Origin of the sequence: Rhodococcus sp. ARC_M5, assembly GCF_022810405.1 — a bacterium.
In the GTDB taxonomy this organism is placed as follows: domain Bacteria; phylum Actinomycetota; class Actinomycetes; order Mycobacteriales; family Mycobacteriaceae; genus Rhodococcoides; species Rhodococcoides navarretei.
On the sequence record NZ_JALGQE010000010.1, the window covers coordinates 103,702 to 118,039 of the forward strand.

Consider the following 14,338-nt stretch of genomic DNA (forward strand, 5'->3'; position numbering starts at 1 on the left):
GGTTGAAGTGTCAGGGTGCCGGCGCGATGGCTGCGGCGAGATCGAGAATGGCGGTCAAGTCGGTTTCGTCGACCAACCCGAGGACGCGGTCGGCCAGCTCGGTGGCACGAGAGTCGTTGCCGCAGTTGCCGAGAAACTTCTCCAGCAGACGGTCGTCGCTCAGCGGGAACCCGGCGGATCCCTGACTGCCGCCGACGGAGGCGTCGAGCACTCGTCCGTCGGTGAGCGTGAGAACCGCCCTGCCCGACGCGGCCGCCGCGGGAACCTCGGACGGGAGGTTCGTCACCCGTACTTTGCGGGCGGTGACCAGGACGTCCTCGCGTCCGATGGATTCGTCGGTGTACGTCGAGACGGTGATCGCTCCGTCGTGCAGCAACGCAGCCACACTCCACGGGAGGTCGAACTTGCCGTCGTAGGTACTGCGCGGCGACGCGACGCCGGTGTTGGGTCCGCACACGAACGGACTCGAATCGGGGTGAACGAACACCTCGATATCGGCCACGTCGCTTGCTTGAACCGCCCTGTCCCCGAGCGCCTCCGTCACTGCGTCGAGCGTCACGTGCATCAGCTGACAACTCGGATACGGCTTGATGCCGATCCGGGTGGCTTCCCACCGCGTGCCGAGTCCGTCCGTCAGTGCCGCGAAGTTCGTCGGCCGATCGGTCAGCGCTGCGTAAATTCCGCGTCGACCTTCGAGAACCGACGACGGACCGGTCGCACCGGCGGCCGCGAGTCTAGCAGCCAGAACACCGTTCATGCTCGCCGATCCGGGGTGCAGCGCCTTGGTGTCGGCGTCGGTATCGAGAAACTCGAGCAGCCCCGAGCTGGACGATCCAGCGATGCCAAGAGCGTTGACCAACGTCTCGGTGTCGAACTTCGAGAGGTGTCCGGCTACGAGCGCGGCCGTCAACGGTCCCACCGCTGCCGTGGCATGCACGCCGCGAGCGTGGAATCCGTGCGGACTGACTTCACCGAGGCGACAGGCGGTTTCGAGACCGAGAGCCGCGGCGGTCAGCACATCTGCACCCGAGGCCGATACCTGCTGTCCGACGGCGAATGCCGCAGGAAGCGATACCGCCGTCGCGTGGACCAGTGCGCCCGCATGCGTGTCGTCGAAATCCAGAGAGTGCAGCATCACCCCGGTCGCGAAGGCGGCTGCCGGCGCGGACAGTCCGCGAGTACCAGTGAGTGGCCGGGCTTCCTGCGGCCCGCCCAGGGCGTCGGCCACCGTCCAGCCCGGTCGGCCATAGCCGAGACGTTGGGCCGCAACGGTATTGCCGACGCCGTCGAGTAGGTGACGCGCGGCCGCGTGTCGGACGTCCTCGGACAGATCGGCAACGGTGACACCCGATGCCCACTCCGCCAGGATCGTCGAGGTCACGCCCGCACCTCGTCCTTCGCCGTACCGAACGCACCCTCCGCCTTCAGTTTCGCGACCCGTTCGTCGTCGTAGCCCAGTTGGTCGCGCACGATGTCGTCGAAGTGCTCGTTGCGCTGCGGCGCGCGGCGATACTGCTTGGCCTCGGAACCGAAGTTGACCGGGGACGCGACCTGACGCACCGTGTCGTACACCGGATGATCGGTCTCGACCACGAGATTGCGCGCAATCGTGTGGGGTTCGGTCAGCGCATGCTCGACGTCGTTGATCGGCCCGGTCGGAACCCCGGCAGGGCCGAGTTTCGAGAGCCAGTGATCGACGGTATTGGTGGCGAACACATCTTCCAGGATCGGCAGCAGCACGTCCTGATGCTTGCCGCGCAGCGAGAAGTTGCTGAACCGTGGATCGGCACCGAGGTCCGGGCGATCGATGGCAACAACCAAACGGTCCCAGAACTTCTCCTTCGCGCAGCCGACGATGAGCCAGCCATCCGTTGCCTCGAAGGCCTGAAACGGAACCAGAGACGGGTGGGCCGAGTTCTTCGTACGGATCGGCTCGAAGCCGGCGTTGAGATGCCAGGTCGCGGGATAGGTGAGCAGAGACATCGCGGTGTCGTACAACGAGACGTCGCAGTCCCCACCGATGCCGTCGCGTCGGGCAGCGTGCAATCCCGAGAGCAGCGAGATCGCGGCGACGAATCCACCGGAGTAATCGACCAGGGACAGACCGGATTTGGTGGGCGGGCCGTCCGGGTCGCCGGTGACGCTCATCCAGCCTGCGAGACCCTGCAGAATGTAGTCGTAGCCCGGCTCTTTCGCGCGCGGACCGGTCATGCCGAAGCCGGTGAGGCTGCAGCACACGATCGCGGGATTGAGGTGCTTGAGCTGGTCGTAGGTGATGCCGATCTTCTCGGGCACGTCGCCGCGGAGGTTCGAGTAGACGGCGTCGCTGGTGCGGACGAGGTCCTCGAACACCGCTCGACCGCTCGGGGCCGAAAGGTCCAGTGAGAGAGAGCGTTTGTTCCGGTTGAAGCTCTCGAAGAACAGAGAGTCCTCGCCCTCGTTGTAGGGCGGAACGTAGCGGCCGACGTCCCCGCCGACACTCGGGTCCTCGATCTTGATGACATCCGCGCCCAGATCGGCCAGATGCAGGCTGCCGAACGGGCCTGCGCCGTACTGCTCGAGGGAGATGATGCGGACGTCTTCGAGTGGCCTCATGCGTCGGAGTCTTTCGTCGTGGGGAGTTCGAGCGGTCCGTTCTTCGCTTCGGGGAAGTAGTTCTGCCCGATGCCACTGTCGCGGGTGGCGACCATGACCGAGCGCTTCCACGAAATGACCTCAACGCCATCCTGATTGAGGCCGCGGGTGATCATCGAAACGATGCCGGCGTAGGGGCGCGACTCGGATTTGCGCAACCCGGTGCAGATGCTTTCGGCGTACAGGGTGTCACCTGCGTAGACGGGGTGAGACATCTTGATGTCGGTGAAGGCGAGGTTCGAGATCGCGTTCTGACTCATGTCGATCACCGAAAGCCCAAGCACCACAGAGACTGTGAAGCCGGAGTTGACGATGACCTTCCCATCGGTGATGGGATTCTGCGACGCCAGATGCGCGTTGAAGTGGTTCTGGTTGGTGTTGAGCGACAGCAGGGTGACCCACGTGTTGTCGGTCTCCGAGATCGTCCGCCCGAAGGGATGTTGGTAGACGTCCCCCACGGCGTAGTCGTCGAAGAAGCGCCCCAGAACGGCCGGATGGATTGCCACCGTGTCTCCTCGTGTCAGTTTGGCGAGTGCCTTACCTAGACCATAAACATCAGATGTTTACGGCGTCAAGGGTTCGACGAAACCGGTGGACGACAAGTTTTGCGACGAATCGCTCCGTAAAGAGCAGATGTTTCAGGAGGTGCGCAGTCGGTCCATCTGTCGGTACGAGTCGCCGAGGTGGTCGAGGTGCTTACGCATCAGGTCCATCGCAGCCATGGAATCCCCGGCGGCCACCACGTCGAGCAGACCGCGATGGTCGCTGTCGACGCACTGCCAGAAGCCCTCGGGTGCGTGGTCGCGGCCGAAGCGGCCGGATAACACTCGGAATACGGGAGCCGTGATGAGCTCGAGCAGCGGGTTGTGCGCTGCACGGAGCAGGACCAGGTGGAATTCCTGGTTCTTGGTGAACGTTTCTGGGCCCTGCACGTCGTTGGGGTCGAAGATCGACGCGTTGAGCTGCTCGAGATGCTCGTCGGTGCGGCGGAACGCAGCGATGCCGGCGGCCGGCACCTCCATCAGGTTGCGCACTTCCATCAGCTGATCGACCGTGACGGTCTCGGCGGCGGCCATCAACGCCACACCGGTTTCCAGGTGCTCACTGATGTGCCCGACGCTGGGGACGGCCACGAAGCTCCCCCCGGTCACTCCCCTGGTCGTCTCGATCAGATTTTGGCTGGCCAGCGACCGGAGCGCTTCTCGGATGGTGCTGCGTCCGACGCCGAATTCAGCGGTCAGCTCGGCCTCGCCGGGTAGCCGCTCTCCCGGTTGCAGCTCACCCGACAGAATGCGAGCACGAAGATGGCCCGCAAGAACCGCGTACGCGGGGACGCTCTTGGCTGAGCCCTTGAGCGATGCCGGTTCGGCCACTTTTTCCACCTGCTTCTCGACGACGGCTGACGATGGGCCCGAGCCTAGCCTGGCGGGTCTATCGACATGCACCGATCACTCGCAGAGCGGCCATCACGTCGATTCCACGTCATACATCAGACTTTTGAGGCCCGAAACTGCGCAGATTGATGCGTTGTTGCCCAAATATGCGCCTCTTGACTGCCTATATATCTTATGTTTAGGTAGACGCCAGCTGTTACTTAGGTCTCACCACACCTGACGTTGTGGCACCCGACATTCCAGACCTCGGCGATACGCGGACTACATCCATTCCGTGCGACGCCGATCATCCAGCGAGGACGCAGATGCACTTACGCCGAGCCACGTCCATCATGGCAGCACTGACGCTGTCCACTGCATTGGTGGCCTGTGGATCCGATCCCGGTCCCGACGCGGACCCGGCCAACCCGGTCACGATCGACGTCACCGTCTCGGCAGCGGCCGAAATCTACAGCATCCCTTGGCTTGTCGCGCAAAAGCAGGGACTGTTCGAGAAGCACGGTGTGATCGTGGAGAACATCGTGCCGGGCAAGGGCGGCAGCGCGACGATGCGAACCCTGCTCGACGGCAACATCCCGATCGGCGAGGTCAGTTACCCGTCGATCGTGCAGGCGGATGCGGCCGGCTCCGAGCTGCGCATCGTCGGCGGCGGCACCCAGGGGCCGTATCCGATGAACTTCTATGCGCTCGCCTCGAATCCGAACATCAACACCATCGAGGACGTGCGTCGCTGGGCCTACACCCGACCCAACTCTGCGTCCGACGCCCTCACGCGCCTCATTCCCTCACTCGCGGGCGTCGAACCGGGACAGATCGAGCGGGTTGCCTCCGGCGGAATCGGTGAAGGCTTCGCACTGCTCGAAGCCGGAAACGTCGATATCGCCCTCGTCCCCTCAATCGTCGCCGAACAGCGACCCGAGGACTTCAAGCTGATCGTCAGTAGTCCCGACTACATGTCGCGGTTCCTGCAGTCGACGATCACCACGACCAAGGACTACGCCGCGAGCAACCCCGGCGTCGTGCGCGCGATCAACGCCGGCTACACCGAGGCGGTCGCGTCGATCGAGGCCGATCCTGTTGCCGCTGCCCAGATCTACGCGAACTACACAGGCTTCGACGTCGAGTCGGCCACCGCAGTGGTCGAACGCGCGTCCTCGGTCGGCACGTGGGGCGGCGGCTTCGATACAGCGTCCGTCGAATCCGCCCAGGACGGCGTGGAAGCGTCGGGGAGCGATCGCGTACCCAATTTTTGCACTCTGTTCGACCCGGAGTTCCTCGCCGAAGGAGTCGAGAACGATGTTCCCGGCGACTGCGACTCCTGACAGCATTTCCCACCACCAGAAGGTAGCGACGTGACCCAAGCAGCGACTCGACCCCGCCCCGACACCACCTCCGCCATCGCCGTCGCATCGTCGGTGTCGCGACACTTCGGCGACGTGACTGCCCTGCACGAGATCGACTTGTCCATCGGCCGAGGCGAATTCGTCTCCGTCGTCGGCCCCAGTGGCTGCGGCAAGTCCACTCTGCTCGAGGTGTTCGCCGGATTGCAGGATCACGACGGCGGCACCGTGCACGTCGACGGACAACCGCTGACCGGCCCGCGGTCCAAGACGGCAGTGATCTTCCAGGAATCGGCGACGTTGCCCTGGCGGACCGTCCGCGACAACGTCGCGTTCGCTCTCGAAGTCCGGGGCGTGGGCAAGAAGGAACGTCGGTCCCGCGCCGACGACTTGCTGAACACTGTGGGGCTGAGCAAGTTCGGCGACCACTACCCCACCCAGTTGTCCGGCGGTATGCGCCAACGTGTGGCCATCGCGCGCTGCCTGTCCATGGAGCCCGATCTGATTCTCGCGGACGAGCCGTTCGGTGCACTCGACGAGCAGACGCGACTGGTGATGTCGTACGAGCTACTCAAGATCGTCGAAAAGCTCACGTGCGGAGTCTTGTTCATCACCCACAGCATCCAAGAGGCGGTTCTGCTCTCGGACCGGGTGCTGGTGATGAGTGCGCGACCCGGTCGATTCATCGACGAGGTGGACATCGACCTCCCGCGTCCACGATCCGAAGATGTACTGGCCAGTCCCGAGGCTGTTGCTCTGCACGAACGTATTTGGTCGCGGCTACGGGACGAGGCCAAGAAGACGATGAGCATCGAACCATGAGTGCCCCCACGCGCGAGAGCACGCGCGCCTCTGTGGTTCCCGGATACATCCGGCCTGCCCCCTCCAGACAACTCGGTCTCCCCGCATGGGGATGGACCGTGCTCATCCTCGTCGCCGCACTTGTGGCCATCGACATCTCGGCACGGTTCTTCGCCTCACCGCTGGACATCGTTCCGGTGACCGACATGATCTCGACGTCGCTGAGTCTGCTGACCGACCCTGACTTTCTGATCGACGAGTTGGGACGGACGCTCGGCATCATCGTTCTGGCGTTTGTGCTCAGCTCTGTGCTCGGTGTCGCCGCCGCCTACGTTCTGTGGCGGTACGAGTTGTGGGACAGAGCGTTTCAGCCGTATCTCAACGTCTACTACGCTGTCCCGACGTTTGCGCTCTACCCCATCATGGTGGTGTTGTTCGGCGCCGGTGTGGCTCCGATCGCCATCCTGTCCACCATCTTCGCCTTCGGTGTGGTGGCGTTGAACGCACGTACCGGCTTCAACTCGGTGTCGCCGATCGTCACCAAGCTCGGCAAAACACTGATGCTCACACGGTGGCAGTACTTCCGATCGGTTCTGCTTCCGTATGCGTTGCCGAGCATCGTGACAGGACTCAAGCTCGGGCTCTCGTACGCCGTCATCTCGGTGTTGGCCAGTGAGTTCATCCTGTCGACGCAGGGTCTGGGCCACTTCATCTCCATTGCCTACGACGGGTTCGACATCGCCGACATGTATGCCGGGATCCTCATCGTGGCGCTGATCGCATTGCTCTCGACCTCGCTGATCTCTCTCGCGCTCAACCGATTCGATTGGAGGCGCCGCTGATGAGCAGCACCTTGGACAGAGTAGCCACCGCCCCGACCGCTCCCCCGAAGGCCGTCTCGTCCGTAGGCCGCGACAACGCCCGACGGTTCCTCCCTCCCGTGGTCGTGGCCGTCCTCGCGGTGCTGATCTGGTGGGTCGCGGCCGTTCTGGTCGACAGTCTCATCTTCCCGACGCCTGCCGAGGCCATGGCCTCGCTCGTCGAGGACCTGGGCAAGGCAGACTTCCGCGCCAATGTCGGCGACTCGCTGCGCATTCTCGTGCTCGCGTTTCTGGCCAGCACGGTCGTGGGTTCGCTGCTCGGGCTGACGCTGGGACTGAGCCCGTTCTGGACCAGAACCATCGCCCCGATCGTCTACTCGATCAACAGCATCCCGAAGATCGTGCTGTACCCGATCTTCCTGTCGTTCCTCGGTATCGGTGCACTGAGCCGATTCGGCTTCTCCTTCTACGCCGCCTTCATACCGATGTTCCTCGTCGCGGTCGAGGCCACAGCATCGGTCCAACGAATCCACCTCAAGATGGCCGCATCATTGCAGGTGAGCTGGCCCAGGTTGATCCGTCAGATCGTGATTCCGGCAGTGCTGCCCGCGCTGGCAACCGGTATGCGCATGACATTCGGCTTGGCTTTCCTGGGTCTGCTTCTCGCCGAGATGTTTTCGTCGTCCAATGGCATCGGATACGAACTGCTTCGCAACGTCAGCCTGGTGCGCATGGAGAACATCATGGGTACCGTCGTGTTGATCCTGGTGATGGCACTACCACCAACGATTGCCCTGCAGTGGTTGGAAAGCCGCATCACGTCGAAATACGGCGGTCGGTGAAGGAGACCCGCGTATCGCTGCTGAATCGATTGGTTATGCCCCAGGGCGTCGAACAGTTCTGAGCCAATGATGCCCACCTAGAGCGGTCACTATTGCGGCGCGAAGCTAGCAGTAGTTGATAGAGATGCCAGAGCTAATCGCATACTCCGACTTTCGCAAACAGCGATGCCGTCCAGGGCCACCATTGTGCACGACCAGCGTTTGATAGTTCCGCCGACCAAGCTGTGGGATCAGGGCGCCCCAACGCCTCATCGTCGACTCCACCGGGACCGGACCGCATGCCAAGGGCCCGATCAATCACTGCGGCGATTATGCCGACGGCAACTCTCTCGCCAAAGGGCTTGCGCCGATGCTCCGTGACCTCGCAGAATCCCCCAAACCTATGGCCGAGCTCGAGGTCCACGAGGGCGTCATCTCACTCACTCATCGAGATCAAGTTCCCGAACGAAGGCACGCCGATCCTCCTGGCTCCGACCAATGCTCGTATGTTCGTCATCCTGCGTCTGCTCGGTGGGCTCGCCGGCGTCGTGGCGCAAGCAGTGGACGGCAACATGCCTGCCGATCAGGAGACCATCCGTTACACGGGCGAGTACGGCGACGGCAACTGATACGTCGTACCGGAGGTGCCCGGCGACGGTTCGGGTGGGCACCACTATGTGGACAGCGAAGACACCATCTGTGTCGTGCCCGATTCTCGCAAGCTGCCCACCGAGTTCACCGAAAGCCGCCTCCCGTTTCGTTGAATAGCTCGGTCTGGCTGAAGATTCCGGCGGTGCCAGGCGCTACCGCGGCAGGTCCGTCCGATACACCACGTTGTCTCCGTGCTCCATGTGTGCGGGAACCAGGTCGCTGTAGGCACCTCCGCGACTTGTCATCGGTGCGAACCGCTCCTTCGGGAAGTCGGGAAGCATGAGACGCGAGCATGGGGTTCAGATCGACGTCGTCGACGCCCCCCGATTCGTACAGCTCATGGATCGCATGCTGGCGGAGAGACCAGGCCTGTGCTTGAAGACATCGACGAAGAGGCATAAGCAGTACACCTGACCAACAACCAACTCGTGTCGCTGTCGAGGAGGGACTGGCCCTACTTCGGATGCTCCTATCGATGTCAATGGGCGGTCCCGTTCGAGCATGAGGCGTTATTGCTGTTCCAGCCATCCGTCCAACGTCGGCGAAGGCACGGGAGATGGTCCGGACGCCCGGTTTGAAGACTGGTCGTCCGAACCAGCTCCACCGGGGTCACCGACAGGCCACGGCGGCGTTGAGATAGCGCCAGGCGCAGCTGTAGGTAGAAAAGTCCACGCCCTTCATCAGCTCCGTCACACTCGTCCGTGGCGGCACGCGTCACCGAATGTTCGACAGAATATACGCGGTACGTTCAGGTTCGAGAATCATTACGTCGTGCCCGCAGTCGATGTCGATCCAGTTCCAGTCCCGGTTCGCCTGGATCCAGGCCCGAACATCTGCCAACGGAGCGTACGAGGGTGCGGTAGCAGCGACATACGTGGCAGGGATTCCGTTCCCGACGGGGTGGTGCAGCCGAACCGAGGTAGTGAAAGTAGCAAACGGATGAGGTGATAAGCGATTCCTAATCCATTCCGCCTGTGGATGATCGAGGGGAATACCGAACGACGTGGTATCGAAGTTCGGTAACACCACTGCGCGACCGTTGTCGACTGCAAGCGCTTCACGGGCAGCCGCGGATGCATTGTCGAGTTGACTCAGCGGAGTTTCGCCGTCGAACAGAATCATTGCATCGATGTAGACAAGGTGGTCGATACGCTCGGCGATTCGATCGGCGACTGCTGTGACCACTGCGCCGCCAAAACTGTGGCCCACCAGCACAACATCATTGAGGTCGGCATATTCGATGTGCTGGACAACATCTTGGACAAAAGTTTCCAGGGTGATGTCGTAGCTCAGCAGGTGACTGCGTTCCCCCAAACCCGTCAGCGTCGGTGTTGTGACCGCGTGTCCTTCGGACCGCAGCCGAGCGGCAACGTCGTTCCAACACCATCCGCCGTGAAACCCCCCGTGCACCAAAACATACGTTTTTGTTGTCACTGCAACCTCGACGACTTGTCAGTGGCTTTGGTAGGCAACGCCGTTTCGGTAGGCAACGGGGCCTTGTGAATATCTTCCAATGACTGCTTGACGGTGTCGACCTTGAACGCAAGAAGACCGACCATGAGAGCAAGGATCAGCAGGACGACGAGAGCGATGACTGCCTCTGGCCCCCAATACTTGACCAGAGCCACCGTGATGAAGGGCATTGCAATGGCAGCGGCGCGACCCGACATGCTGGCAAATCCGGTACCCCTGAGACGCAAGCGGGTCGGGAACAGCTCTGGCGTGTAACCGAACTGACCGAGCGAAACGAAGAAGTACACCGCGGTGACGAGAGCAAACCCGAGTCCGATGACAAATATGTCTTCACGTGCGAACGCAAATGTGATTCCGAAAACGATTATCGCGGCGCAGGAAAAGATGAGTCCTTTGGTGCGAGAAACTTTGTCGGCCAGCACTACGCACACCAGCGACCCCACGAGCGCGCCGACACTCATTGCAGTGGTGAACGCGAGCGATCCGGTGATAGACATGCCTTGGTTCACCAAGAATGTCGGGATCCAGGATACAAATCCGTAGACGGTCACGTTTATCGTCACAATCAGCAGGGATGCGACGAACAGCCTGCTTCGCACCCCACGAGCAAAGAGAGCACTCAGTGGCGTCCGCGATTGAGTTCTTTTCTGAGTCAGGTGTTGATCCGACCGCACAGGGGGCAGAGGCCCATGAGACGCTGCGACCCGTTTCTCGATGCTGGCGATCACTTCTTCGGCCTCCTCGTGACGGCCTTGAGCTTCGAGCCAGCGCGGCGACTCCGGCATGTTTTTTCTGGCGACCCAGACGGCCATGGCGGCAACACCTGCAATGCCGAACATGTATCGCCACCCCAAGTTGGGGATCACGAACAGGCCCACCACAGAGGCCACCGGAAGTCCGGTCGCGATGACCGTTGACAACATCGCTGCCCATCGTCCGCGGCGCTCCGGCGGGACGAATTCACCCAGCATGCCCATTGCCACAACAAGTTCAGCTCCCAGGCCCAACCCCATGATCAGACGCATCGAGATGAGAAATTCGATGTTCGGCGCGAATGCGGCTGCAAGCGACGCCAAGCCGAAGATCAGGAGATTGTACTGATAGGCGACCTTTCGACCCCACCGATCTCCGACGAGCCCACCCGCTGCAGCACCTACCATCATTCCGACGAACGTCGCAGACATGAAAATGGCGTTCTGGTCGATCGTGGAGAAGCCTTCGTCGGCCATGGCGGCTATCACGCCGCCGGCGAGGTAGATGTCGAAGGCATCGATAAACGCGCCCGCGCCGATCAACCCAAGCATTGACCAGTGGAAAGACGATATCGGTAGTCGGTCGAGACGAGGCCCCGAGTTGACTACGTGCTGATGTGTCATAGCTTCTCCAGTGCCCTGTGGGCAGCATTGTCGTGGATGACTCGTGGGTTGTGGTGATCGAGGTCGGTAATTTCGCACAGGCGTGATTCCGCAAGGGTGGTTAGAGAATGGTGCGACCGTGATGAAGAAGTTGAGAGGCTGACCACATTGCCTCCGCAATGAGATGCACGTTACATCAAGGTCACTGTAATCATATGAGGTTTAGGCCGTCAAGGGTGCGTTTCGGCGTGTTTTGGTGGGCTTAGCGCGGCCAGCAGACGGACGTTCGAGGTTAAACATCTGATCTTTGACGATGCCCTGACACATGAGACGGCGCACCAGGCAAGTTGGTCACGACGCACGCGGCCCTGACTGCCAACCTTCCCGAGCGAAGCCTCCACGGTGAGCTGCAGCAAGATGCGCGTCTACCCCACTGGCGTCGAACAGCGAGGAGTTCGATCTCGGGCGCAGCACGACTCGTGAGGCCGTTAGCGCTCTGGCCGGTCGAAATCTGACCCAAATCACCCGCGAATTACCAGCTTCAGCAAATTCGTTGTCGAGCCCGGTCGCCGCATCCGTCTTTTGATTGCATGGCGGAAGATCCGGACGCGACCACGCACCCGACGCGTTCCGGAAGTGCGTCGGGCGTTGATCACCGTGCTGTCCCCGAAGTCGCCTCCTCGGGTGAGTCCATTGCGGCAATGTCGCTTATGCGGCGACACCTCGATCATCTCGTCGACGATTACCTACAGATGGACCACATCTGAGATGCTCGACCCTGCCTCGGGATGCGCATACATCAGATAATTGATCTCGATCCATATCTGGATTCACGCACGACCGGCCCTCAGCGCCAGCATGCCACCCATCAATGCAGCCCTTGACACCTGATACATCCGATGTTTATGGTCGGCAAGACGGAATTGACCACTTGTCGCGGAGGTAGGCAAGGAAGTGTCGATGCGTCAAGCCCGTCCTGGGACGGTTTTCGCACATCGCATCAAGCGTGACGCTCATCGACCTCCGTTGAGTTGCAACATCATCGGCATCGGCAACACCTCATCTTGGCTGCTGCCGATGGCCACCAACCAGAATTATTCCAACCTCTTGCCTCGCAGAACCTGAAGACGGAAAGTCATGTCGTCTCATACTTTTGGTTGACATCACTTGTTGCACTTTGCATTTCACTCCTAGGCAAGACTGTGAACGGCACTTGAAGCTCGCGATTATCGACATCACGATGATCGAACCGCTCTGTGCGGGCGCACCCTGTACCCGAAACTCAGATCATCTCGGCTACGACGACAGCGCACCGCAGAACCCAGCGCACAAGGCGCATTCGGAACTATCGACGCGGAGACGACGGCATGAACTCGACAGAACTGGTCCATTGGGCACACGGTTTGACTCTCGGTGCCATTCCTACCGAGGTGCAGCACAGTGCAACGCGGCATCTGCTCGACGGCATCGGAAATGCGATTGCAGCCAGGCGCCTCGGATACGGGGTGCCTGGTTGGACGGTCGCTGAATCATTGGGCGGGCCCGAAGAGGCACAACCGCTGACCGGAACGCGTGCGCTTTCGGCGCCTGCCGCCGCGATGTCCAGCGCGATTCTGGTGCACTCCATAGACTACGACGACACACACGCAGGCGGCGTAGTCCATCCAACAGCGATCACATTGCCCGCAGCGTTCGCAGTCGGGCAACAAGTCGGTGCGACGGGTGCAGATGTTCTACTCGCCGGCGTCGTCGGACTCGAAACCGCTTGTCGGCTCGGCAGTGTCAGCCCACATGGTTTCCACGCGGGAGGCCTGCACGCCACCGCGGTAGTGGGTCCCTTGACCGCTGCGCTGGTGTCCGGACGCCTTATGGGTCTGACAACTGCGCAATTGATCGCCGGTCTAGGAATCGCGGGTTCGTCGAGCAGCGGGCTCATGGAGTTCCTCGAGACTGACGCCAACACCAAGTCATTGCACCCTGGAAACTCCGCACTGAACGGCATCATCGCCGCTCGCCTGGCGCAGGCCGGGGCGACGGGCCCGCACTCTGTGCTTGAGGGAAAGTGGGGCCTCTATGCCACATTTTCCCGTCGCGCCGTCGACCTCTCCGTCATCACTGACGCGCTCGGGAGCCGTTGGGAAACTGCCAATATTGGAATCAAGTCCTATCCGAGTTGCCAACTGATGCATGTCACGCTCGATGCCATCTCGGCCGCAGTATCTGCGAAAAATGTGGATGCCTCGAAGATTTCGGACATCGAAGTACACGTGCACCCGGATTCACGGACCTTCGTCTGCCGAGACAGTGCGGGCGTTACGCCCCCGGTCAGCACGTACGACGCCAAATTCGATCTACCGTGGAGCGTCGCAGCCCTTCTGCACGACTCTGCTGTGGACATCGGCACTTATACCGAAGAGTCCATCGGAAGGCCCGACGTCATGGCGACGGCGCGCATGGTGCGCGTCATCGACGCGCCGACCGACGGACCGGCAGTGGCCGCTCCGGGTCGCGTAGTTGTGAAACTGACAGATGGTCAGGTGCTTGTTGGTACCGTGCCCGGCAGTCGTGGCGGAGCCGCCTTCCCATTGACAGACGAGGATCTACGAGCCAAGTTCACCGCGAACTGCGGTGGCCATCCATTGGCAAAAGAATTGGCAGACAGAGTTTTCGGACTATCTGACGAGAGTCGGCTCGACGGCATTCTGGCACTCACCGCCAACATCACGTTCGGCACTGAAGCAGCCGTCACATCGTTCTGAACGTCACGAGACCGATCGTGGCCACCCCTGTCGTAGTGGCGGGACATGCTCCATCCAAGACCATGGTGAACGCGATGACCGTGCAGTAGGCAAGGCATCTCTTGGACTTTGCAGTGAAGGCAGTGAATCCTTTCCGTGCTATGTGGCAACGGATTTCACCGGATTCGCAGTACCGTGTACGGCATAGGAGGGTGCGCGGATAGCGCTGAAGCTTGCCCACCCTGCCCGACGATGGCCGCCGGGCGGATTCTTCCACCACGCTGGATCAACGGCTTGATGAGATTCTCGG

Annotated in this window: 11 protein-coding genes and 1 pseudogene; 6 read left to right on the forward strand and 6 right to left on the reverse strand. The window is 61.5% G+C overall.

Annotation, left to right across the window (positions count from 1 at the left end; translation table 11 throughout):
* Nucleotides 1-10: 10 nt before the first annotated feature.
* The 4 genes from MTX34_RS16870 to MTX34_RS16885 form a co-directional block, all read right to left on the reverse strand.
* Nucleotides 11-1,381, reverse strand: a complete 1,371-nt coding sequence (locus tag MTX34_RS16870; RefSeq protein ID WP_243610146.1) for an MmgE/PrpD family protein — start codon at nt 1,379-1,381, stop codon at nt 11-13.
* Nucleotides 1,378-2,595: a CaiB/BaiF CoA-transferase family protein gene (locus MTX34_RS16875; protein WP_243610147.1), complete on the reverse strand. Its 1,218-nt coding sequence runs from the start codon at nt 2,593-2,595 to the stop codon at nt 1,378-1,380. The genes MTX34_RS16870 and MTX34_RS16875 overlap by 4 nt, the downstream gene beginning before the upstream one ends.
* Nucleotides 2,592-3,140 carry a MaoC family dehydratase gene (locus MTX34_RS16880; RefSeq protein WP_222073815.1) on the reverse strand — a complete coding sequence of 183 codons (549 nt, stop codon included), beginning with the start codon at nt 3,138-3,140 and terminating at the stop codon, nt 2,592-2,594. The genes MTX34_RS16875 and MTX34_RS16880 overlap by 4 nt, the downstream gene beginning before the upstream one ends.
* Before the next feature lie 132 nt (nt 3,141-3,272).
* Nucleotides 3,273-4,016 (reverse strand): FadR/GntR family transcriptional regulator, encoded by a 744-nt coding sequence (locus tag MTX34_RS16885; RefSeq protein WP_374639858.1) that lies wholly within the window; start codon nt 4,014-4,016, stop codon nt 3,273-3,275.
* A gap of 317 nt (nt 4,017-4,333) precedes the next feature.
* Here MTX34_RS16885 and MTX34_RS16890 point away from each other — a divergent pair, with 317 nt between their 5' ends.
* The 5 genes and pseudogenes from MTX34_RS16890 to MTX34_RS16910 form a co-directional block, all read left to right on the forward strand.
* On the forward strand, nt 4,334-5,350 hold the full coding sequence (locus MTX34_RS16890; protein ID WP_243610149.1) for an ABC transporter substrate-binding protein: 1,017 nt from the start codon (nt 4,334-4,336) through the stop codon (nt 5,348-5,350).
* A 30-nt stretch (nt 5,351-5,380) separates the two neighbouring features.
* Nucleotides 5,381-6,190 (forward strand): ABC transporter ATP-binding protein, encoded by an 810-nt coding sequence (locus tag MTX34_RS16895; RefSeq protein ID WP_243610150.1) that lies wholly within the window; start codon nt 5,381-5,383, stop codon nt 6,188-6,190.
* Nucleotides 6,187-7,011, forward strand: coding sequence for an ABC transporter permease (locus tag MTX34_RS16900; RefSeq protein ID WP_243610151.1), 825 nt, complete (start codon nt 6,187-6,189; stop codon nt 7,009-7,011). The genes MTX34_RS16895 and MTX34_RS16900 overlap by 4 nt, the downstream gene beginning before the upstream one ends.
* Entirely contained in the window at nt 7,011-7,832 is an 822-nt protein-coding gene (locus MTX34_RS16905; protein WP_243610152.1) for an ABC transporter permease, read from the forward strand. Before MTX34_RS16900 ends, MTX34_RS16905 begins: the two co-directional genes overlap by 1 nt.
* Nucleotides 7,833-8,015: 183 nt before the next feature.
* Nucleotides 8,016-8,576 (forward strand): annotated as a pseudogene (locus tag MTX34_RS16910) (hydantoinase B/oxoprolinase family protein); the annotation flags it as partial.
* Nucleotides 8,577-9,176: 600 nt separating this feature from the next.
* On the opposite strand, the gene MTX34_RS16915 reads toward MTX34_RS16910, so the two are convergent.
* Complete coding sequence (locus MTX34_RS16915; protein WP_308198542.1) at nt 9,177-9,896, reverse strand: alpha/beta hydrolase; 720 nt, start codon at nt 9,894-9,896, stop codon at nt 9,177-9,179.
* Nucleotides 9,893-11,239, reverse strand: coding sequence for an MFS transporter (locus tag MTX34_RS16920; protein ID WP_243610153.1), 1,347 nt, complete (start codon nt 11,237-11,239; stop codon nt 9,893-9,895). The genes MTX34_RS16915 and MTX34_RS16920 overlap by 4 nt, the downstream gene beginning before the upstream one ends.
* A 1,418-nt stretch (nt 11,240-12,657) precedes the next feature.
* Here MTX34_RS16920 and MTX34_RS16925 point away from each other — a divergent pair.
* Nucleotides 12,658-14,049 (forward strand): MmgE/PrpD family protein, encoded by a 1,392-nt coding sequence (locus MTX34_RS16925; RefSeq protein ID WP_243610154.1) that lies wholly within the window; start codon nt 12,658-12,660, stop codon nt 14,047-14,049.
* Nucleotides 14,050-14,338: the final 289 nt, after the last annotated feature.

Excerpts from the sequence above, each read along its gene's own strand:
- MTX34_RS16920 (WP_243610153.1), bottom strand. The coding sequence starts at position 11,239 with ATGCTTGGGTTGATCGGCGCGGGCGCGTTTATCGATGCCTTCGACATC.
- MTX34_RS16925 (WP_243610154.1), top strand. The coding sequence starts at position 12,658 with ATGAACTCGACAGAACTGGTCCATTGGGCACACGGTTTGACTCTCGGT.
- MTX34_RS16900 (WP_243610151.1), top strand. The coding sequence starts at position 6,187 with ATGAGTGCCCCCACGCGCGAGAGCACGCGCGCCTCTGTGGTTCCCGGA.
- MTX34_RS16905 (WP_243610152.1), top strand. The coding sequence starts at position 7,011 with ATGAGCAGCACCTTGGACAGAGTAGCCACCGCCCCGACCGCTCCCCCG.
- MTX34_RS16890 (WP_243610149.1), top strand. The coding sequence starts at position 4,334 with ATGCACTTACGCCGAGCCACGTCCATCATGGCAGCACTGACGCTGTCC.
- MTX34_RS16875 (WP_243610147.1), bottom strand. The coding sequence starts at position 2,595 with ATGAGGCCACTCGAAGACGTCCGCATCATCTCCCTCGAGCAGTACGGC.